The sequence below is a fragment of the Actinophytocola oryzae genome (assembly GCF_004364325.1).
GTDB lineage: Bacteria > Actinomycetota > Actinomycetes > Mycobacteriales > Pseudonocardiaceae > Actinophytocola > Actinophytocola oryzae.
The window spans coordinates 268,361-287,132 of the sequence record NZ_SOCP01000005.1 but is presented as its reverse complement, the minus strand read 5'-3'; the positions used below and the strand labels follow the sequence as shown (position 1 = coordinate 287,132).

Here is an 18,772-nt window from a genome sequence, read left to right as displayed (position 1 = left end):
TCACCCTCCGAGCCGTGCCCGGCCGCGCGCCAGACCGGCGACGATGGTCTCCGCGTGGTCGATCGTCGTCGTCAGCGCACCCAGCGGCGCGGTGTTGACCTCCGCCTTCATCAGTGCCGCGTTGATGCGTGGTGCCTGTCCGGCGATCCGCCGCGCCAGCAGGATGATCGGCGTCACCAGCGCGGCGACCGCCACCACGACGACCAGGCCGATGACGATGCCGAGAACCCAACCCGACATGTCACACCCCCTCGCACCAGTCGCGGACCGGTTTCAGGTTGGCGTTGACCGAGGTCAGCCGGGCAGGCACCGTGCTGGTGCGTGCCGCGATCGACTCGACGCCGCCGATCACCGCGTCGAGCGTCCCGGCGACGTGTCGCAGGTGGACGATCACGCGCAGCAGCGCGACCGCGGTCAGTCCGATGATCAGTGCGGCGGCCACGAGCGTGACCCACGCTACGGCAGGCATTACCCCTCCAAGAGCTTCTGCACGCTGCCGGCGTAGCGCACCGCGCCGACCTGGACTTCCTTGATCGTCTCGTCGGTCGTCGCCAGCAGCGCGGGCACCGGCTCGAGACCGTCGTCCAACGCGACGCCGTCGGCGAGGATGTCGTCGGCCGCGTCCCGGATGCGTTCCACCGCCGCGAGGATCCGGTTCAGCAACGCGATCACGACCGGCAGCACGACGACCAGCAACACGATCGCACCTACCCACCACAGAGCCATGTCATGCTCCCTTGGTCGCCCGGCGACGGGCGTTCGACCCGAAGAACCGCCAGAACACCCGTCTCAGCGCGGTCATCGTCGCGGCGACGCCGATCGCGAGACCGCTCACCGAGCCTGCCGAGCCCGTGCGTTCCTCGCCACGGGCCCAGCGCGGGATGTCCTCGGCGATGTTGCTCGCGAACCGTCCCAACAGGACGTTGGTCACGTCGGTGATCATGCCTCGGCCGTACTGCGCGGCGGCGCCCGCGATCGTGAGGTCCTGCTCGACCGCGATCCGCGTGCCGCTGCCCGCCTTCACGAGCGTCGCCGTCAGCCGCATCGACGCCTGGCCCTTGCCGCGTTCCTCGGCGCCCGACGCGTTCAGCACGACCCGCCTGCCGGCCTCGTCGCGTTCGGCGATCTGTGCCGTGCCTGCGAACCGCAGCGACACCGGGCCCATCTTCACGCTGACCCGGCCCTTGAAGTTGTCCTCGTCCACGACCTCGGTCAGTTCGGTACCCGGCAGGTTCGGCGCCATGCGCGGCACGTCGAGCAGGTAGTCCCACACGCGCTCGACCGGTTGCGGCACCTCGAAGTCACTGGTGATCAGCATGTCAGTCGTTCCTCACCGGCGGTGCACCCGAGACGTCCTGTCCGGTGGCGATCGCCTCCCACACGCGGTCGGGCAGCACCGGCATGTCGATGTTGCGGACCCCGGTGTCGGACAGGGCGTCCATGACGGCGTTCACGAACGCGGCCGGGCCGCCGACCGCCGCGCACTCGCCGACACCCTTGGCGCCGAGCGGGTGGTGCGGACACGGCGTCGTGACCTCGTGCAGCTCGAAACCCGGTGTCTCCCAGGCGGTCGGCAGCAGGTAGTCCATGTAGTTCGAGCCGACGCAGTTGCCGTCCGCGTCGAACGTGATGAACTGCATGTTCGACATCGCGTACGCCTCGGTGAGGCCGCCCATGATCTGCCCCTCGACGATCATGGGGTTGATGCGGACCCCGCAGTCGTCGACCGCGACCACGCGCAGCACGTCCCACACGCCGCTCTCCGGGTCGACCTCGACGGTCACGATGTAGCACGCGAACGGCCAGGTCAGGTTGGGCGGGTCGTAGTAGGCGTTGTTCTCCAGGCCCGGTTCCATGCCGTCTGGCATGTTGCCGTACGCGGCGGCCGCGCACTCCTGGATGGACACCCCGCGTGCCGGAGCGCTGCGGACGTAGAACCGGCCCAGCTCCCACTCTATGTCCTCTTCGGACACTTCGAGCAGGTGTGCGGCGAGCTTCCGTGCCTTGGCGCGGATCTTGCGGGACACCATCGCGACGGCGGCACCGGCCACCGGTGTCGACCGGGACGCGTAGGTGCCCATGCCGAACGGCGCGGTGTCCGTGTCGCCCTCCTCGACGAGCACGTCCGCGGCCGGGATGCCCAGCTCGTGCGCGACGATCTGCGCCCACGTCGTCTCGTGGCCCTGGCCCTGTGTCTTCGCGCCGGTCCGCAGGATGGCCTTGCCCGTCGGGTGAACGCGCAGCTCGGCGGAGTCGAACATCTTGATGCCGAGGATGTCGTACTCGCGGCTGTTCCCGGCGCCGAGCGGCTCGGTCATCGTGGAGATCCCGATGCCGAGTCTCCTGCCCCGCTTGGCGGCCTCTTCCTTGTCCTCCAGGAACTGGTCGTAGCCGATGGCCTCCAGCCCGAGGTCGAGGCACTTCTGGTACTGGCCGGAGTCGGTGAGGAAGCCGAACGGGGTTCGGTACGGGAACTGGTCGTCCCGCACGAGGTTGCGGCGCCGGAACTCGGCCGGGTCGAGACCGACGTCGACCGCCGCCGCGGCCATCAGCCGTTCCTGGAAGAACATCGCCTCGGTGACCCGGAACGAGCACCGGTAGGCGACACCACCCGGCGCCTTGTTCGTGTACGCGCCGCGTGCGGTGATGTGCCCGGTTGGCACGTCGTAGCAGGCGAACGCCGAGTGCACGAGCCCGATCTTGAACTTGCTCGGCTGGGCGTCGGAGAAGAACGCGCCCTGGTCGGTGTCCGCGTGGAACCGCACGCCGAGGATCCTGCCGTCGGAGCGCAGCGCCAGCTCGCCGTCGAAGTACATGTCCCGCGCGAACCCGGTCGAGATCAGGTTTCCCGACTTGTCCTCGATCCACTTGACCGGCTTGCCGAGCAGGATCGAGCAGAGGATCGCGCAGACGTAACCGGGGTAGACCGGCACCTTGTTGCCGAAACCGCCGCCGATGTCCGGCGAGATGATGCGGATCATGTGTTCCGGCAGCTCCGCGACCAGTGCGACCGCCGCGCGGATGATGTGTGGTGCCTGCGTGGTCATGTAGACCGTGAGGTTCTCGGTCGCCTGGTCGAAGCTCGCCACCGCACCGCAGTTCTCGATGGGGGACGGGTGCGAGCGCGGGTAGTGCAGCGACAGCCTGGAGATCACGTCCGCCTGCTCGAACGCGCGGTCCGTGGCCTCCTTGTCACCCACCTCCCAGCTGTAGCAGAGGTTGTCGGTCTGGCCCTCCTTGTCGTCCCGGATGACCGGGGCGTCCTCCGCCATCGCCTGTCGCGGGTTCACGACCGCGGGCAGCGGCTCGTACTCGACGACGATGGCCTCGCAGCCGTCCTTGGCGATGTAGGGGTCGTCGGCGACGACGCACGCGACCTCCTGGCCCTGGAAGCGAACCTTGTCGGTCGCGAGTACTGCCTGCGTGTCGTAGGACAGGGTCGGCATCCACGCCAGGTTGCGCTGTGCGGCCATCTCACCGGTCAGCACCAGGCGCACACCGGGGATCTCCCACGCCTTGCTGGTGTCGATCGACTTGATGCGTGCGTGTGCGACCGGGCTGCGCAGGATCTCCATGTGCAGCATGCCGGGCAGCGTGATGTCGTCGACGTAGCTGCCCCGACCGCGGATGAACCGCGCGTCCTCGACCCGCTTGCGGCTGGCGCCGATCCCGCCGATGCGTACCTCATCCAGCTGCGTTGAATTGGTCGCTTCGCTCATCCGCGGCCGCCTCCTTCCTTCGTCCCGCGCTCGACGCTCGTTCCTCGCTCCCGAGCCCACTCCTCAGTCAGTCCGGCGGCGGCTCCTGCGCTTCGCTCCCGTGTCACGTCACGCCTCCACTGGCCGCATCCTGGCGGCCGCCCACAGGACGGCCTTGACGATGTTCTGGTAACCCGTGCAGCGGCACAGGTTTCCCGACAGCGCCCAGCGGACGTCCTCCTCGGTCGGGTCGGGATTCCGTTGCAGCAGGGCCATCGCGCTCATCATCATGCCGGGGGTGCAGTAGCCGCACTGGAGCCCGTGCTCCTCGCGGAACCCCTCCTGGATGGGGTGCAGCTGGTTGGTCTGTGCCATGCCCTCGACCGTGCGCACCTCGTGCCCGTCGGTCTGCACCGCGAGCATCGTGCAGGACTTGACCGCGGCGCCGTCCACGAGGACCGTGCACGCGCCGCAGTTCGTCGTGTCGCAACCGATGTGGGTGCCGGTCAAACCGAGCCCCTGGCGCAGCAGGTGCGCGAGCAGCAGCCTTGGCTCGACCTCGACCACCCGCTCCTCGCCGTTGACCGTCACCGTCATGCGTCGCTTCTCCATGGCCTCCCCTTATGCCGCAACGGTGACGCTCGACCCGAGCGCGCGGGACACGAACGTCTCGACGACGTGGCGCTTGTAGTCCGCGCTGCCCCGGTGGTCGGTCCTGGGCCTCGCGGCCTCGGCGGCGAGCCGCGCGGCCTCCGCGACGACGTCCGGTTCCAGCGGGTGCCCGGTCAGCACCCGCTCGGCGGCCGTCGCCTTGATGTTGTTGGCACCCACCCCGGTCAGCGCGATGCCCGCCGACGTGACCGTGCCGCCGGTGGTCTGCAATGCCACCGCCACACCGACCGTCGCGAAGTCACCGACCCGCCGCTCCAGCTTGAGGTAGCGGCCGTACGGCGTGCCGGTCGGCGCCGGGACGCGTGCCGCTACCGCGACCTCACCCGGCAGCAGGGCGTTCTGGAACGGCCCGGTGACGAACTCGCTCATCGGGACGGTCCGCCGTCCGGTCGCGCTCGCCGCCACGACCTCGCCGTTCAGTGCGAGCAGCACCGAGGCCCAGTCGCCCTGCGGGTCCGCGTGGCACAGGGAACCGACGAGCGTGCCCCGGTTGCGCACGATCGGGTCGGCGATGAGCGGTGCCGCCGACTCCATGAGCGGCCAGGACCCGAGCCCGGTTGAGAACTCGAGGTCGACGTGCCTGCACAGTGCGCCGACCTCGAGCGCGCCGTCACGCACGTCGTGATAGCCGAGGTCCGGCAGGTTGTTGATGTCGACGAGCAGCTCGGGCGTCGCGAACCGCAGCTTCACCATGGGGATGAGGCTCTGCCCACCAGCGAGGACCTTGGCCTCGTCGCCGTAGGTGCGCAGCAGGTCCAGCGCGTCGGGGAGGCTTTTCGGCGCCTCGTACCGGAACCGTGCCGGGTACATCAGGACTGCTCCGGCTCTCGGCGCTGCTCCGGCTCGCGGACGGCCACGGGGAGTGACTCGTCGTCGGGGTCGGGCCGCGGCTCCTGGTGGGGTGGCCACGGTCCGGCGACCGGCTGGCCCGCCACCTTCAGCCAGCCGAGTACCGCGGGAAACGCCCATATGGTGGGGCTTTTCCCGGTCTTCGGCGCGTCCTCGAACAGCTCGTACATGCGTGGGTTGCCGCCGTCCATACCTCGATCGTCGTGACAGCGGTCAGCCACCCGCAAGCGGACCGTAACCGATTGCTTAATGCCGCACGGTGACCGAGGGCCGCGGGGACCCGCGCACGGGCTGTCGATGACGACTGTCACGTTCGGTCACCCGGCTCGGTCAATCGGTGGAAATCGGTAACAAATCCCATTTGTCGTTGACTTCTATTCCATACAAGTCTTCTGGGAGGAGCACGGACATGCTCGGCTACCGCACGTTCTTCCACGTCCGGGATCCACGCGAGAAAGTCATCCCGCTGGCGACCGGGCAGCTCCACGCCTGGTTGCGTGAGAGGGGGTATCGGGCGGACGAGCTGCGCACCGGCGAAACCGTCCGGCTCGCCGATGGCGTGGAGGCCCTGCTGTTGGAGTTCGACCAACAGGACGGCACGCGGTCACTCCGGGCGCGGATAACGGAGAACCGGCGTGGCGACAAATGGGTCAGCCAGCTGACGGTGCACGTCCCCCGGCGTCAGGACAATTCGTGGATCTGGCTCGACGTCGAGTCACCGGACTCCGTTAAATGGACGGATACTCCCGGCCTGGCGAGGAATCTGCTGGAGGCATTCCCGGTCGCCTTCGACGGCGAGGCCGAACTGGGCCCGGTGCCGTCCCGCACGACGGAGGAGGACGCCGAGGCGCTGCTGGACGCCGTGTGCGACCCGGACCGGCGAGGGCTGGTGATCCTCGCGGGCGGCAACGACGACATCCCCGTCACCAGGTGGCACGACCTCGTCCAGGACCTCGTCAGGGACACCGTGGGGCTCGCGGCGACCTACGTCCTCGACGGCCCGACCACCGCGTGCTTCACCGAGCTCATCGGCCCGGACCACGCCGTCGCTCCCGGCACCGTGCGCACCTTCCTGCCCGCGGTGGATCCGGCGGACCCGCAGGACGCGCTGCGGCACCGCGTGCTCGGCACGCGGCGGATCGTCGGCGACGACCACCAGGACCTGACCAGGCTGCTCGGTTGGAAGGCGCGGGAACGCGCACTCGAGGCCCCGCTGCCGAAGGCCGCAGTCCGGCTCGCGAAGCTCTTCGACCAGCGCGCCGACGAGCTTCTGCTGGCCCGGCTCGCGAGTGCCTCCTCGGTCGTCGTCGAACGGCGGCCCGCGGCCCGCGCCGAGGAGAGCAAGGCCGCGGTCGAGGACCGCATCCACGAGCTGCTGGACCGCATCGAGAAGCTCCAGGGCGACAACCAGGACCTGGCGAGCAGGTTGGAGGACGAGCAGCTGGAACACGCGGCCGAGGTCGAGGACCGCATGAAGGTCGATCGCACCGTCACCTACCTGCGCAGGGAGCTGACCTCACTCGGGCGGGGCGCCGCCGCGTGGTCCATGCCGGCCGACGAGGAGGAGGGAAGGTGGCCGGGGGAGTTCGGCGAGCTGGTCGGCCGGCTCGACGAGCTCAAGTTCGTGGAGTTCACCGGTGATCCAGGAAACGCCCGCGAGCTGGACCAGCACGAGCAGATCGGCACCTGGGCAAGGAAGACGTGGGCCGCACTGCTCGTGCTCGACGACTACGCGCGGCTGACCAGCGAGGGAGTCTGTTCTCGCGGCGTACACGGCTACCTCGAGAACCCGCCGGATGGCGGGCACACGTACCCGCTGAACAAACACGCACGCGACGAGAGCATCGACGTCCACAACAACGACAAGTTCCGCGCCGCGCGTGTCTTCCCGGTACCGTTCGCCGTCAACCCCGCCCGCGAGGAGTTCATGGGCGCGCATTTCCGCATCGCCAGGTCGGGCATGATCAGTCCCCGCATGCACTACTTCGACGGCACCGCCACGACCGGCCGCGTGTACGTCGGTTACGTAGGACGGCACCTGCCGACGAAGCGGACGAACTGATCGTCGCCGTCAGCTCCACAGCGTCACGTAGACCGGTGGGCGGAACTTCGACGGGGGCACGCCCGCGCCGGGCTCCCGCATCACACGCAGGGCCGTCGCCGTCGACAGGTAGTGGCGGAAGGTCTCCGCGGCCGTCGAGCGGCGTTCCGGGGACAGGGTGGTCAGGTACCAGGTCGCCTCGGTCGGCGTGCAGGCCGTGTTCACGACCCGCAGCTCGCCCCTGCGGAGGCGGCCGGTGACGAGGTGGGACGGCGCGATCGCGACACCGGTGCCTTCGGCGGCAGCCGCCCACGCGGCGGTCTGGTTGGGAAATACCCGAATCCGGGACTCCGGCACGTGTAACCGACGCAGCAGACGGCCGCTGTCGCTCGACGGTTCCGTGCCGGTCTGGTCGACGAGCCACGACCAGCCCTTCGGGTTGCCGGGCAACACCCCCGCGCCCGCGACGACCACGAGGTGCGTGCGGAACACCGGCTCGCTGACCATCTCGTCGTCGGGGCGTGGCATCAGGTTCGGACCCAGTGCCGCGTCGGCGAAGCGGTTGGCCAGCAGGACCGGCATCTCGTCGGCCGCGGCCATGCCGACCGTCGCGTCGATCCGTTCGCTCCGGCCCTCCGCGAAGGCCGTCACCAGCGGGTTCGCCACGAACTCCATGACAGCACCGGACGCGACGACCCGCAACTGGCTCGGGGCGCCCTTGCCTGCGCGGACCGCGGCCTCGGCGTCCGCGCCGAGCGCGACCATCTGCGACGCGATCGGGAGCAGCCGGGTGCCCGCGGCGGTCAGGCGCATGCTGGCGCCCGCCCTGGTCACGAGCTGGTCGCCGAGCTGCTGGCGTAGCGAGGCGAGTGCCTGCGACACCGCGGGTTCGCTGACCCCGAGTGCCGTCGCCGCGGCCTTCACCGAACCGAGCCTGGCGACCAGCACGAACGTGCTCAGCTGCGTGAGCGTCATGGCGACATTGTGGCCCCCGCCGCGCTTAAGGGAATACTTATCCCCGGATTGCCCGAGGCCCGCCGGCGTCGGAACATGCAGTCTGAGGAGGTCCGCATGCAGGTACCCGCCGTGTTCCAGTACCGGAGAGCGACGAGTGTCGAGGACGCGTTGTCGCTGCTCGCGGAGTACGGACCGGAGTCGAGGATCGTCGCGGGCGGGCACAGCCTGCTGCCCATGATGAAGCTGCGGCTGGCGCACCCCGAGGCGCTCGTGGACATCAACGACCTCACCGAGCTGGCCGGCGTGCGTGTCGAGGGCGACGCGCTGGTGATCGGCGCGATGACCAGGCACGCGGCCCTCCTGACCGCGCCGGAGGCCGGTGCGCACTTCCCGATCCTGCACGACGCGGAGCGGGTGATCGCCGACCCGATCGTCCGCAACCGGGGCACTGTCGGCGGATCGCTGTGCCAGGCCGACCCGTCCGAGGACCTCTCGGCGGTGTTCGCCGCGTTGCGGGCCTCGCTCGTGATTCACGGACCGGAGGGGGCGAGAACCGTACCGGCACGGGACTTCTTCCTCGGTCCATACGAGACGGTCGTGGGTCAGCGGGAGCTGCTGGTCGAGATCCACGTGCCGGTGCGGCCCTCCACCAGTGCCTACGTGAAGGTCGACCGGCGGGCGGGGGACTGGGCCGTCGGCGCCGCAGGGGCAGTACTGACCATAGTGGACGAAACAGTCGCCGAGGCCGGCATCGGGCTGACCGCACTCGGCGCGCCGCGGTTCGTGGCCGAGGAGGCGGAGGAGTTCCTGGCGGGCGGGCCGCCGACCGACGCGCGGTTCGTCGAGGCGGGGCGGATCGCCGCCGATCACTGCGAGCCGGTCGCCGACCAGCGCGGTCCCGCCGACTACAAACGCCACCTCGCGGGCGAGCTCGTCACCAGGGCGCTGCGCCGTGCCGTGGGGCGGGTCTGATGCGGATCATGGTGACTGTCAACGGCAGGGAGTACGTGCGGGACGTCGAGCCCCGGCTGCTCCTGGTGCACTTCCTCCGCGACGACCTGGAGCTGACCGGCACGCACTGGGGGTGTGACACCTCCAACTGCGGGGTGTGCGTGGTGCACCTCGACGGCGTGCCGGTGAAGTCCTGCACCGTGCTCGCGGTCATGGCCGACGGGCACGAGATCCGCACGGTCGAGGGGCTCGCCCTCGGCGCCGAGCTGGACACCGTGCAGGAGGCCTTCATCGCCTGCCACGGCCTGCAGTGCGGGTTCTGCACGCCGGGCATGATGATGACCGCGCGCTGGCTGCTCGACGAGAACCCCGATCCGTCCGAAGAGGACATCCGGAGCGCGCTGTCGGGGCAGCTGTGCCGGTGCACCGGTTACGAGAACATCGTCCGCGCCATACAGTGGGCCGCCGACAAGGAGGCCTCGTGACCGGGTTCGGGCGTATGCCCCGGAAGGAGGACGCGCGTTTCGTCCGCGGGCGGGGCACGTTCGTCGACGACGTGCGGCTGCCCGGCATGCTGCACTCGGCCGTGCTGCGCAGTCCCTACGCCCACGCGCGGATCACCTCCATCGACACGACCGCGGCCGAGGCGCACCCGAAGGTCCGGGCCGTGCTGACCGGCGCGGACCTCGAGGAGCGCGGGCTCGCCTGGATGCCGACCCTCTCCCACGACCGGCAGGCCGTGTTGGCCACCGACAAGGTTCGTTACCAGGGACAGGAAGTCGCGTTCGTCGTCGCGGAGGACCGTTACTCCGCACGGGACGCGCTCGCGCTGATCGACGTCGACTACGAGCCGCTCGACCCCGTCGTCGACGCCCGCACGGCACTCGACGCGGACGTGCCAGTCATCCGCGACGACCTGGAAGGCAAGCGGGACAACCACATCTTCGACTGGGAGGCGGGCGACGCGAGCGCGACCGACCTGCTGTTCGAGTCGGCGGACGTGGTCGTCGCCCAGGACATGCTGTACCCGAGGGTGCACCCGGCGCCGCTGGAGACGTGCGGGGTCGTCGCCGACCACGACGCCGTGACCGGCAAGCTGACCGTGTGGGCGACGAGCCAGGCGCCGCACGCACACCGGACGCTGCTCGCACTCGTGACCGGCATCGCCGAACACCGCATCCGCGTCATCTCCCCGGACGTCGGCGGCGGGTTCGGCAACAAGGTGCCGATCTACCCGGCGTACGTGTGCGCGGTCGTCGGCTCGATGGTCACCGGCGCGCCGGTGAAGTGGGTCGAGGACCGCTCCGAGAACCTGATGACCACGGCCTTCGCGCGCGACTACCACATGCGCGGCGAGCTGGCGTCCACTTCGGACGGCACGATGCTCGCGCTGCGGGTCCGCGTGCTCGCCGACCACGGCGCGTTCAACTGCACGGCACAGCCCTCGAAGTACCCGGCCGGCTTCTTCCACGTGGTAACCGGCTCCTACGACCTGCGGGCCGCCTACTGCGCGGTGACCGGCGTGTTCACGAACAAGGCACCGGGCGGGGTGGCGTACGCGTGCTCCTTCCGCATCGCCGAGGCGTCGTTCCTGATCGAGCGGCTCGTGGACCTCCTCGCCGGCGAGCTGGGCGTGGACCCGGCCGAGCTGCGGTTCCGGAACCTGCTGACGTCGGAGCAGTTCCCGTACGTCTGCGCGACCGGCTGGGAGTACGACTCCGGCGACTACCCGAAGGCGCTCCAGCTCGCGCTGGACACCGTGGGCTACACCGAACTCCGCGCCGAGCAGGAACGCAGGCGGGCCGACGACGAGTACCTCGGCATCGGGATCAGCTTCTTCACCGAGGCCGTCGGCGCCGGGCCGCGCAAGCACATGGACATCGTGGGCTTCGGCATGGCCGACGGTGCCGAGCTGCGCCTGCACCCGACCGGCAAGGCCGTGTTGCGGATCTCCGTGCAGACACAGGGACAGGGCCACGAGACGACGTTCGCCCAGATCGTCGCGCACGAGCTGGGCATCCACACCGACGACGTCGAGGTGGTGCACGGGGACACCGACAACACCCCGTTCGGCCTGGGCACCTACGGCTCCCGATCGACCCCGGTGTCCGGCGCGGCCACCTCGGTTGCCGCGCAACGGGTCCGCGAGAAGGCCAGGCTGATCGCCTCTGCGCTGCTGGAGGTCGACCCCGACGACCTCGAGTGGACGCCGGGCCGCTGGTCGGTACGCGGCGCACCGGACTCGGGTGCGTCACTGAAGGAGATCGCCAGAGCCGCACACGGTGACGTCGACCTGCCCGACGGCGTCGACGGCCACCTCGACGGCTCGTGCGTGTACAACCCGCCGAACCTCACCTTCCCCTACGGCGCCTACATCTGCGTGGTCGAGGTCGACCCGGGCACCGGGCAGGTGAAGGTCCGCCGGTTCGTCGCCGTCGACGACTGCGGGGTGCGGATCAACCCGTCCATCGTGGAGGGACAGATCCACGGCGGCCTCGCGGACGGCATCGGCATGGCCCTGATGGAGCTGATGGCGTTCGACACCGACGGCAACTGCCTCGGTGGGTCCTTCATGGACTACCTGGTGCCGACCGCGGTGGACGTCCCGCCGTGGGAGCTCGCGGAGCTGGTGACGCCGTCGCCGCACCATCCGCTCGGCGCCAAGGGGATCGGCGAGTGCGCGACGGTGGGTTCGCCCGCGGCGGTGGTGAACGCGGTGATGGACGCGTTGGCGCCCCTCGGGGTCCGGCACGCCGACATGCCGCTCACCCCCGCCGCGGTGTGGTGTGCGATCCAGGGCAGGCCACTGCGGGCCGACCTGGCCATCGAGTAGGAGGGCTGCCATGTCCGTACTGACCAGAGTGGACCGTCTGCGGACCGGTCGGACGCCGTTCGTGCTGGCCACGGTCGTGCGTGCGGAGCGGCCGACCAGCGCCAAGCCTGGCGACCGCGCGCTCGTCCTGCCCGACGGCACGATGGAGGGCTTCGTCGGCGGCGAGTGCGCCGAGTCGACCGTGCGGTCACAGGGCCTGCGGCTGCTGGCCTCCGGCGAGTCCACGCTCCTGCGCATCACGCCGACCGCGTCGTCGGAGACCGTCACGGAAGGCCTGGTCACGGTCGGCAACCCGTGCCTGTCCGGCGGCACGCTGGAGATCTTCCTCGAGGCGATGTTCCCGCCGAAGCTCGTCCACGTCTTCGGCGACGGCCCGGTCGCCCGCGCGCTCGTCGAGGTCGGCAGGGCGAGTGGCCACGACGTCCGGGTGGCGGGCGGCACGCTGCCGGACGACCTCGCGGCGCTGGTCATCGCGTCACACGGCCACGGAGAGGAACCGTTGCTGGAACAGGCACTGCGTGCGGACGTGCCGTACGTCGGCCTGGTCGCGAGCCGTCGCAGGGGTAGCGCGGTGCTGGCGTCGCTGGACGTCACCGACGAGCAGCGCGCCCGCGTGCACACTCCGGCCGGCCTGGACATCGGTGCACGGACCCCCGCCGAGATCGCGCTGTCGATCTACGCGCAGTTGGTGACCGAGCACGTCGGTGTCAAGGTCGCGGAGGTGGAGGAGCCCGAATGCTGTCACTAGCGGACGGGACGGGGAGGAGCCCCGCCGAGGGGGCGGGGCTCTCTCTTCGTCAGCTCGCGGTGGGGGACAGGCTGGTCAGCAGCGTGCGGCCGAGTTCGGCGTTGCGCGGCTTGCAGAGCACGTCGTAGCGGCGGGCGACCAGTTGGCTGTGGGAGATGAAGTCCCGCTGCCCCCGGGTGGCGCCGTACTGGATCGCCGACCAGGCCAGTCCGAAGACGAGACCCGACCCGATACCCAGCAGGATCGGTGCCAGGCCACCCGTCGCCGAGAACAGGCTGAGCAGAAGCCCGACGAACAGGCCGAACCAGGCACCGGACGCCGCGCCGGTCGTGAGGACCCGGCCCCAGGTCAGCCGCGCCGAGACCCGCTCGACCACCATCGGCTCGACGCCGACGATCGTGACGTCCTGGACCGGGAACTCGTTGTCCGCCAGGTGGTCCACGGCGCGCTGGGCTTCCTTGTAGTTGTCGTAGGACCCGATCGGCCAGCCTTCCGGCATGGTCGGCAGGCCGTTGACGGGCGTGAAAGCTGCCGTCATCTGAGTCACCTCCACTGTGTTACTACCCCGTCCAACGCGGCGGAAATCCGCTATGTGCCCGTATGGACCGAGTTCACAGGGGGTTCTCAGGGTCGCGGACCGACCTCCCTGCCGCCCTCGGTCACCAGGATCGCCTGGGTTGGGCACTGGTCGGCGGCGTCGAGGGCCAGCTCGTCCGGCTCGATCTCCGGTTTCACCGGTGTGGCGTAGGTCCCGTCCAGCCTGAACAGGTCGGGCGCGAGTGCCGCGCACATGCCCGTCGCGCCACAGAAGTCGGGGTCCACCCTGATCTCGTAGGTCATGGTCACCATCCAACCGGCATCGTCACGGGCCCGCGTACCAGCATCTCGGTCTTCCACACGATCTCACCCGCCAGGTGCAGGCCGGGCAGCTCCGCCAACAGGACACGCAGCGCCTCCTGCAGCTCCATCCTGGCCAGTGCGGCGCCGAGGCAGTGGTGGATCCCGTGCCCCAGGGCGAGGTGCTGCTCCGGCGGAGCCTCGACGCGCAGCGTGTTGGGCTCCTCGAAGCGCAGGCCGTCCCGGTTGGCCGCGCCGATGGCCACGATGACCGGCTCGCCCTCCCGGACGAGGACGTCGCCCACCTTCACGTCCTCGGTCGCGTACCGGGAGAAGGCCGCGCCGGCCCCCAGCGGGATGAAGCGCAGCAGCTCCTCGACCGCCCCCGGGATGAGCGTGGGGTCCGACCGGAGCTTGTCCATCGCCCGCGGGTGGTCCAGGAGCGTGACGAGGAAGTTCGGGATCTGGCTCGCGGTGGTCTCGTGCCCGGCGACGAGGATGGCCGAGCACATGTTGACCAGCTCGACCTCGGAGAGCCGGTCCCCCTCGTCGTGCGCCTCGATCAACGCCGTCATCAGGTCGTCCCGGGGGACGGCCCGGTGGTCGGCGACCAGGCCGCGGATGTAGGCGTGCATCTCGTCCTGGCTGGTGTTGAACTCCTCGGTGGTCAGCCTGCTGGTGGACATCACGTTGTTGCTCCACACCCGGAACCTCGACCGGTCCGAGGCAGGCACCCCCAGCAGCTCGCAGATCACCTGGACGGGCAGCGCCAGCGCGAACGCGTCGACGAGGTCGACCGGCGGTCCCACCGCGACCATGTCCTCGACGAGGTGGGTGGCGAGGTCGCGGACACGCGGCCGCAGCTCCTCGATGCGCCGGACCGTGAACGCCTTCGCGACGAGCGTGCGCAGCCGGGTGTGGTCCGGGGGGTCCATCGAGAGGAACCCGCCCGCGTTGCGGCCCGCCCGCATGCGTGGTTCGTCCCGCTCCGCCGCCATCGCCCTGCTGAACCGCCGGTCCCCGAGCACGAACCGCGCGTCGGCGTACCGGGTGGCGAGCCAGGCGGGTTCGCCGTGGGGCATCTGGATCCGCAGCATGCCGGGGGTCTCGAGCGCCTCGAGGTAGGCCTCGTGGAGGTCGAGGCTCCCGGTGTCGTTGAACGGGTAGGCGACGGTCATCAGCTGTCTCCCCTGAGCGTGTAAGCGTCTGCGTACACGTTACGCAGAGTGCCGAGGCAATCACAGATCTCGATCGGGTCGAAAATACGCCCAGGTGGCGGGGTCGACGCCTCCCCGGCGCCGGGAAGATCGACGGCGAGTGAGGGCTCGCGCCGGTGGGTAGCGTTGGTCGCATGCATCCACGGCCACAGCTGAGCCGCGCGAACTGGCAGGACCTGTGCGGCGAATGGGAGTTCACCCACGACGACGAGGACGCGGGCGTCCTGGTGGGCTGGTGGCGCGGTGACCGGCCGTTCGACCGTGTCATCACCGTGCCGTTCCCGCCGGAGTCGGCCGCGAGCGGCATCCACGACCCGGCCCCGCACCCGATCGTCTGGTACCGCAGGACCTTCACCGCGCCGGAGGGCGAGCGCGTGCTGCTCCACTTCGGCGCGGTCGACTACCGGGCACGCGTGTGGGTCAACGGCACGGAGGTGGTGTCGCACGTCGGCGGGCACGCACCGTTCCAGGTGGACATCACGCACGCGCTCCGCGCCGGTGACCAGACGCTGGTCGTACGTGCGGCGGACAGCGTCGACGACCTGACGCAGCCGCGTGGAAAGCAGTACTGGGAACCGGAACCCGACGTGATCTGGTACCACCGCACCACCGGCATCTGGCAGCCGGTGTGGCTGGAGGCGGTGCCCGCGACCCACCTCGCGGAGCTGGTGTGGGTGCCGTCCGCCGCCAACCGGACCGTGACGCTCCGGGCCGTTCTCGCCGGCGCCGCGACGAGCCTGCGCGTCAGGCTGTCGTTCGACGGCCGGGTGCTCGCCGACGACGTCTACTCCGTCGACGGGCCGTCACTCGAACGCACGATCACCCTGCCACGCGGGGACTTCCGGTGGAGCCCCGGCAACCCCCGGCTCGTCGAGGCGGAGCTGGAGGTCGGCGACGACCGGGTCACGAGCTATCTCGGCCTCCGCGACGTCGGCGTGCAGGACGGCCGGTTCACCGTCAACGGCGAGCGTGTGTTCCTCAGAATGGTGCTGGCACAGGGGTACTGGCCGCAGTCGCACCTGGCGGCGCCGTCCGAGGAGGCGTTGCGCCGCGAGGTCGAGCTCATCATGGAGCTGGGCTTCAACGGCGTCCGCGTGCACCAGAAGGTCGAGGACCCGCGCTTCCTGTACTGGTGCGACCGGCTGGGCCTCGTCGTGTGGGGCGAGATGGCCAACGCCTACGAGTACTCGGTCGACGGCGTCGCACGCTTCACCACCGAGTGGCTCGAGGTCGTGCGGCGGGACCTCAGCCATCCCTGCGTGGTCACGTGGCTGCCGGTGAACGAGAGCTGGGGCACGCCCGCGCTCCGGGAGGACCCCCGCCAGCGGCACTTCCTCGAGTCGCTCTACCACCTGACGCACGCGCTCGACGGCACCCGCCCGGTGATCTCCAACGACGGCTGGGAACACGCGACCAGCGACATTTGGACCGTCCACGACTACAGCCCGGCCGCCGAGGACCTGACCGCGCGGTACGGCACCGGGGAGGCCGTCGCGAGGTCACTCGGTCGTGACTGGCCGGGACCGAAGAGAGTCCACCTGGGTGACCCCGTTCGTGGCGACCAGCCGCTGATGCTCACGGAGTTCGGCGGCCTCAGCTACACCCCCGAGTCGGGGGAGCGCTGGTTCGGCTACCGCACTGTCGAGAACGCCGAGGACCTGCTCGCCTCCTACGAGCGCCTCGTCACCGCGCTCGTGGGCAGCGACCAGGTCGCCGGCTACTGCTACACGCAACTCACCGACACCGAGCAGGAGGTCAACGGGCTGCTCACCGAGGACCGCGCGCACAAGCTCGACCCGGCCGAGGTCCGCCGCGTCAACTCGCTGCCCGCCGCGAGTGTCCCGACCGAACGGCTGAACCGGATGATCGAGGAGACCAGGCGCACGTCCCGGGGCGAGTGAGCCGGTGGACCACGAGGAATTGTCGGCGAGGCCCGCCTGTTCACCGTAGGGTCAGGGGAACGTGACGGAAGGGCGGGCCATGGCCGAGACCAAGGTGGTTCACAACCGCGAGCAGCTGCGGTACGAGGTGTACTCCGACGGCAGGCTGGCCGGCTTCACCCAGTACCACCGCACCGGGGACCGCGTGGTGTTCACGCACACCGAGATCGACAAGGCGTTCGGCGGACAGGGCCTCGGCAAGGTACTGGCCGGGGAAGCGCTCGACGACGTCGTCGCGGGTGGCAAGGTCATCGTGCCGATGTGCGAGTTCATCGCGGGCTACCTGAAGGGGACGGACAAGTACGCGGGGCACGTGGAGGCACCCGGTCGATGAGCAACCTCGACGCTCATCCCGACATGACGGACGTGACGAGAAGCCACACGGTGACCGAGGTGTTCGAGCCGCGCGCGGTGCCGCTCGGCGGTGTCCGGGCGATGGAGGTCGACCGGGTCATGCCGCAGCACGGCCTCCCCACGGTCGGCGCCTGGTGCTTCCTGGACTCGTTCGGCCCGCAGGACGTGCGGATGAACGTGCTGCCGCACCCGCACACGGGTCTGCAGACGGTGACGTGGCCGCTCGCCGGTGAGATCCACCACCGCGACAGCCTCGGCAGCGACGTCGTGGTGCGTCCCGGCCAGCTCAACCTCATGACGGCCGGGCACGGGGTCGCGCACTCCGAGGTGTCCGTCTCCTCGGGGGTCCTGCACGGACTACAGCTCTGGGTGGCGCTTCCCGCCGAGCGGGCCGCCATGGCCCCGGCGTTCGAACAGCACGTCGAGCTGCCCGTGTTCGCCACGGCCGGCCTGACCGCGACCGTGCTGATGGGTGCCATCAGCGATGTGATGTCACCGGCGACGACCCACACGCCACTGGTCGGCGCCGACCTGACGGTCACCGGTGCGGCGTCACTGCCGCTGCGCCCCGAGTTCGAGCACGCGGTGCTGGCGGTGTCCGACGTGGTCGTCGCCGAGACCCCGCTCCGCAGGGGACAGTTGCTGTACCTGGGCCGTGGCCGCACCGAGGTCGAGCTGTCGACGCCGGGCCGCGCGTTCCTCCTCGGCGGCGAGCCCTTCCCCGACGACCTGGTCATGTGGTGGAACTTCGTGGCGAGGAGCCACGACGAGATCGTCGCCGCACGCACCGACTGGGAGGCCGCCGCGACGCGCTTCGGCGCGGTCCACGGTCACGACGGCGCCCGCATCCCCGCACCGGGACTGCCGGGTGGGCGCCTCACGCCCCGCCGCCGCCTACCTGGCGGTCGTGCGTAGCCACCAGAGGCCGAGCAGCGGCAGGACCGCCGGGATGTACCCGTACCCCTGCCCGTAGTCGGACCACACGGTGGCGTCGGGGAACGCGGCCGGGTCGACGAGGCTCCACGTGCCCACGGCCAGCACCCCGACCAGCTCCACGACGATCGAGACCGTCGCGATCCGCCGGGACGTCCGGTTGCCGCGTGCGAGGCACACCGTGGCCACGATGTAGACCACTGCGGCGAAGGCGGACAGCAGGTACGGGAGCGGCGCGCGGCCGAAGTGCGTGGTGAGCTGCACGCCGGACCGCGCGGTCGCCGACAGGGCGAAGATCGCGTAGACGGCGATGAGCAGCCGCCCGGGGCCGGACCGGGTGCGTGCGGCGAGGTCAGACATGGGCTTCCCACACCTGCCGCAGCCGGATGATCAGCACCGGGATCGTGAGACACCCGACCACCATGACGACCGGCCCCCAGCGGGTTCGCTCCAGCAGCGCCCAGAAGGCGGCGATCGGCGGCACCAGCACCATCGTGACGAGGTAGCCGACGAAGGTGGCCGTCTCGATCTGCCGGTCGTCGGTGGTCAGCTGCACGATCCCGACCACCAGCTGCGCCAGCAGGCCGACCTCGAGTAGGACGACGAGCCCGTACAGCCAGAGCCCGTGCCACTCCCGCAGCTCGATCGGCCTGTTCGCGACCACCAGCACCGCCGCCCACACGGCCCCACCCAGCGACAGGTAGGTGAGCACCGCCGCGAGCACCTCGATCATGGCTGGAGA

The 18,772-nt window shown here is 70.2% G+C and carries 22 protein-coding genes; 8 read left to right on the top strand and 14 right to left on the bottom strand.

Features of this window, described 5'->3' with window-relative positions; all coding sequences use genetic code 11:
* The 8 genes from CLV71_RS15965 to CLV71_RS15930 form a co-directional block, all read right to left on the bottom strand.
* Complete coding sequence (locus CLV71_RS15965) at positions 1–240, bottom strand: hypothetical protein (RefSeq protein ID WP_133903542.1); 240 nt, start codon at positions 238–240, stop codon at positions 1–3.
* Position 241: 1 nt separating this feature from the next.
* On the bottom strand, positions 242–469 hold the full coding sequence (locus CLV71_RS15960; RefSeq protein WP_133903541.1) for a hypothetical protein: 228 nt from the start codon (positions 467–469) through the stop codon (positions 242–244).
* A complete protein-coding gene (locus CLV71_RS15955; protein ID WP_133903540.1) occupies positions 469–726 on the bottom strand; it encodes a hypothetical protein in 258 nt (85 codons plus the stop codon). Before CLV71_RS15955 ends, CLV71_RS15960 begins: the two co-directional genes overlap by 1 nt.
* Position 727: 1 nt before the next feature.
* On the bottom strand, positions 728–1,318 hold the full coding sequence (locus tag CLV71_RS15950) for an SRPBCC family protein (RefSeq protein ID WP_133903539.1): 591 nt from the start codon (positions 1,316–1,318) through the stop codon (positions 728–730).
* Position 1,319: 1 nt separating this feature from the next.
* Complete coding sequence (locus tag CLV71_RS15945; protein ID WP_133903538.1) at positions 1,320–3,719, bottom strand: aerobic carbon-monoxide dehydrogenase large subunit; 2,400 nt, start codon at positions 3,717–3,719, stop codon at positions 1,320–1,322.
* Positions 3,720–3,827: 108 nt separating this feature from the next.
* Complete coding sequence (locus tag CLV71_RS15940; protein WP_133903537.1) at positions 3,828–4,310, bottom strand: (2Fe-2S)-binding protein; 483 nt, start codon at positions 4,308–4,310, stop codon at positions 3,828–3,830.
* Positions 4,311–4,319: 9 nt separating this feature from the next.
* Positions 4,320–5,180, bottom strand: coding sequence for an FAD binding domain-containing protein (locus CLV71_RS15935; protein WP_133903536.1), 861 nt, complete (start codon positions 5,178–5,180; stop codon positions 4,320–4,322).
* A complete protein-coding gene (locus CLV71_RS15930; RefSeq protein ID WP_133903535.1) occupies positions 5,180–5,410 on the bottom strand; it encodes a hypothetical protein in 231 nt (76 codons plus the stop codon). The genes CLV71_RS15935 and CLV71_RS15930 overlap by 1 nt, the downstream gene beginning before the upstream one ends.
* A 218-nt stretch (positions 5,411–5,628) precedes the next feature.
* Between CLV71_RS15930 and CLV71_RS15925 the strand changes: the two genes are divergently transcribed.
* Positions 5,629–7,281, top strand: coding sequence for a hypothetical protein (locus CLV71_RS15925; protein WP_133903534.1), 1,653 nt, complete (start codon positions 5,629–5,631; stop codon positions 7,279–7,281).
* A gap of 9 nt (positions 7,282–7,290) precedes the next feature.
* Here CLV71_RS15925 and CLV71_RS15920 read toward each other — a convergent pair whose 3' ends face one another.
* A complete protein-coding gene (locus CLV71_RS15920; protein ID WP_133903533.1) occupies positions 7,291–8,235 on the bottom strand; it encodes a LysR family transcriptional regulator in 945 nt (314 codons plus the stop codon).
* A gap of 96 nt (positions 8,236–8,331) precedes the next feature.
* Here CLV71_RS15920 and CLV71_RS15915 point away from each other — a divergent pair, with 96 nt between their 5' ends.
* Genes CLV71_RS15915 through CLV71_RS15900 form a run of 4 tightly spaced genes read left to right on the top strand, consistent with a single transcriptional unit; the run spans position 8,332 to position 12,749 of the window.
* Entirely contained in the window at positions 8,332–9,189 is an 858-nt protein-coding gene (locus CLV71_RS15915) for an FAD binding domain-containing protein (protein WP_133903532.1), read from the top strand.
* On the top strand, positions 9,189–9,653 hold the full coding sequence (locus CLV71_RS15910; RefSeq protein WP_133903531.1) for a (2Fe-2S)-binding protein: 465 nt from the start codon (positions 9,189–9,191) through the stop codon (positions 9,651–9,653). The genes CLV71_RS15915 and CLV71_RS15910 overlap by 1 nt, the downstream gene beginning before the upstream one ends.
* Before the next feature lie 14 nt (positions 9,654–9,667).
* Positions 9,668–12,001: an aerobic carbon-monoxide dehydrogenase large subunit gene (locus CLV71_RS15905; protein WP_133903878.1), complete on the top strand. Its 2,334-nt coding sequence runs from the start codon at positions 9,668–9,670 to the stop codon at positions 11,999–12,001.
* A gap of 10 nt (positions 12,002–12,011) precedes the next feature.
* Entirely contained in the window at positions 12,012–12,749 is a 738-nt protein-coding gene (locus CLV71_RS15900; RefSeq protein ID WP_133903530.1) for an XdhC family protein, read from the top strand.
* A 49-nt stretch (positions 12,750–12,798) separates the two neighbouring features.
* Here CLV71_RS15900 and CLV71_RS15895 read toward each other — a convergent pair whose 3' ends face one another.
* The 3 genes from CLV71_RS15895 to CLV71_RS15885 form a co-directional block, all read right to left on the bottom strand.
* The gene (locus CLV71_RS15895; protein WP_133903529.1) at positions 12,799–13,287 is read right to left on the bottom strand and encodes a YflT domain-containing protein; all 489 of its coding nucleotides are present in this window, start codon (positions 13,285–13,287) and stop codon (positions 12,799–12,801) included.
* 86 nt (positions 13,288–13,373) lie between these two features.
* Positions 13,374–13,589, bottom strand: a complete 216-nt coding sequence (locus tag CLV71_RS15890) for a ferredoxin (protein ID WP_243866489.1) — start codon at positions 13,587–13,589, stop codon at positions 13,374–13,376.
* A gap of 2 nt (positions 13,590–13,591) precedes the next feature.
* Positions 13,592–14,764 (bottom strand): cytochrome P450, encoded by a 1,173-nt coding sequence (locus CLV71_RS15885; RefSeq protein ID WP_133903527.1) that lies wholly within the window; start codon positions 14,762–14,764, stop codon positions 13,592–13,594.
* A gap of 173 nt (positions 14,765–14,937) precedes the next feature.
* On the opposite strand from CLV71_RS15885, the gene CLV71_RS15880 reads away from it, so the two are divergent.
* The 3 genes from CLV71_RS15880 to CLV71_RS15870 all read left to right on the top strand — a co-directional run bounded on the left by CLV71_RS15880 (position 14,938) and on the right by CLV71_RS15870 (position 18,012).
* Positions 14,938–16,704 (top strand): glycoside hydrolase family 2 protein, encoded by a 1,767-nt coding sequence (locus CLV71_RS15880; RefSeq protein ID WP_133903526.1) that lies wholly within the window; start codon positions 14,938–14,940, stop codon positions 16,702–16,704.
* Positions 16,705–16,783: 79 nt separating this feature from the next.
* Positions 16,784–17,077: a GNAT family N-acetyltransferase gene (locus tag CLV71_RS15875; protein ID WP_133903525.1), complete on the top strand. Its 294-nt coding sequence runs from the start codon at positions 16,784–16,786 to the stop codon at positions 17,075–17,077.
* The gene (locus CLV71_RS15870) at positions 17,074–18,012 is read left to right on the top strand and encodes a pirin family protein (RefSeq protein ID WP_133903524.1); all 939 of its coding nucleotides are present in this window, start codon (positions 17,074–17,076) and stop codon (positions 18,010–18,012) included. Before CLV71_RS15875 ends, CLV71_RS15870 begins: the two co-directional genes overlap by 4 nt.
* Here the strand turns inward: CLV71_RS15870 and CLV71_RS15865 are convergent.
* The gene (locus CLV71_RS15865) at positions 17,992–18,390 is read right to left on the bottom strand and encodes a hypothetical protein (protein WP_133903523.1); all 399 of its coding nucleotides are present in this window, start codon (positions 18,388–18,390) and stop codon (positions 17,992–17,994) included. The genes CLV71_RS15870 and CLV71_RS15865 overlap by 21 nt on opposite strands.
* A complete protein-coding gene (locus CLV71_RS15860) occupies positions 18,383–18,763 on the bottom strand; it encodes a hypothetical protein (protein ID WP_133903522.1) in 381 nt (126 codons plus the stop codon). The genes CLV71_RS15865 and CLV71_RS15860 overlap by 8 nt, the downstream gene beginning before the upstream one ends.
* Positions 18,764–18,772 lie beyond the last annotated feature (9 nt).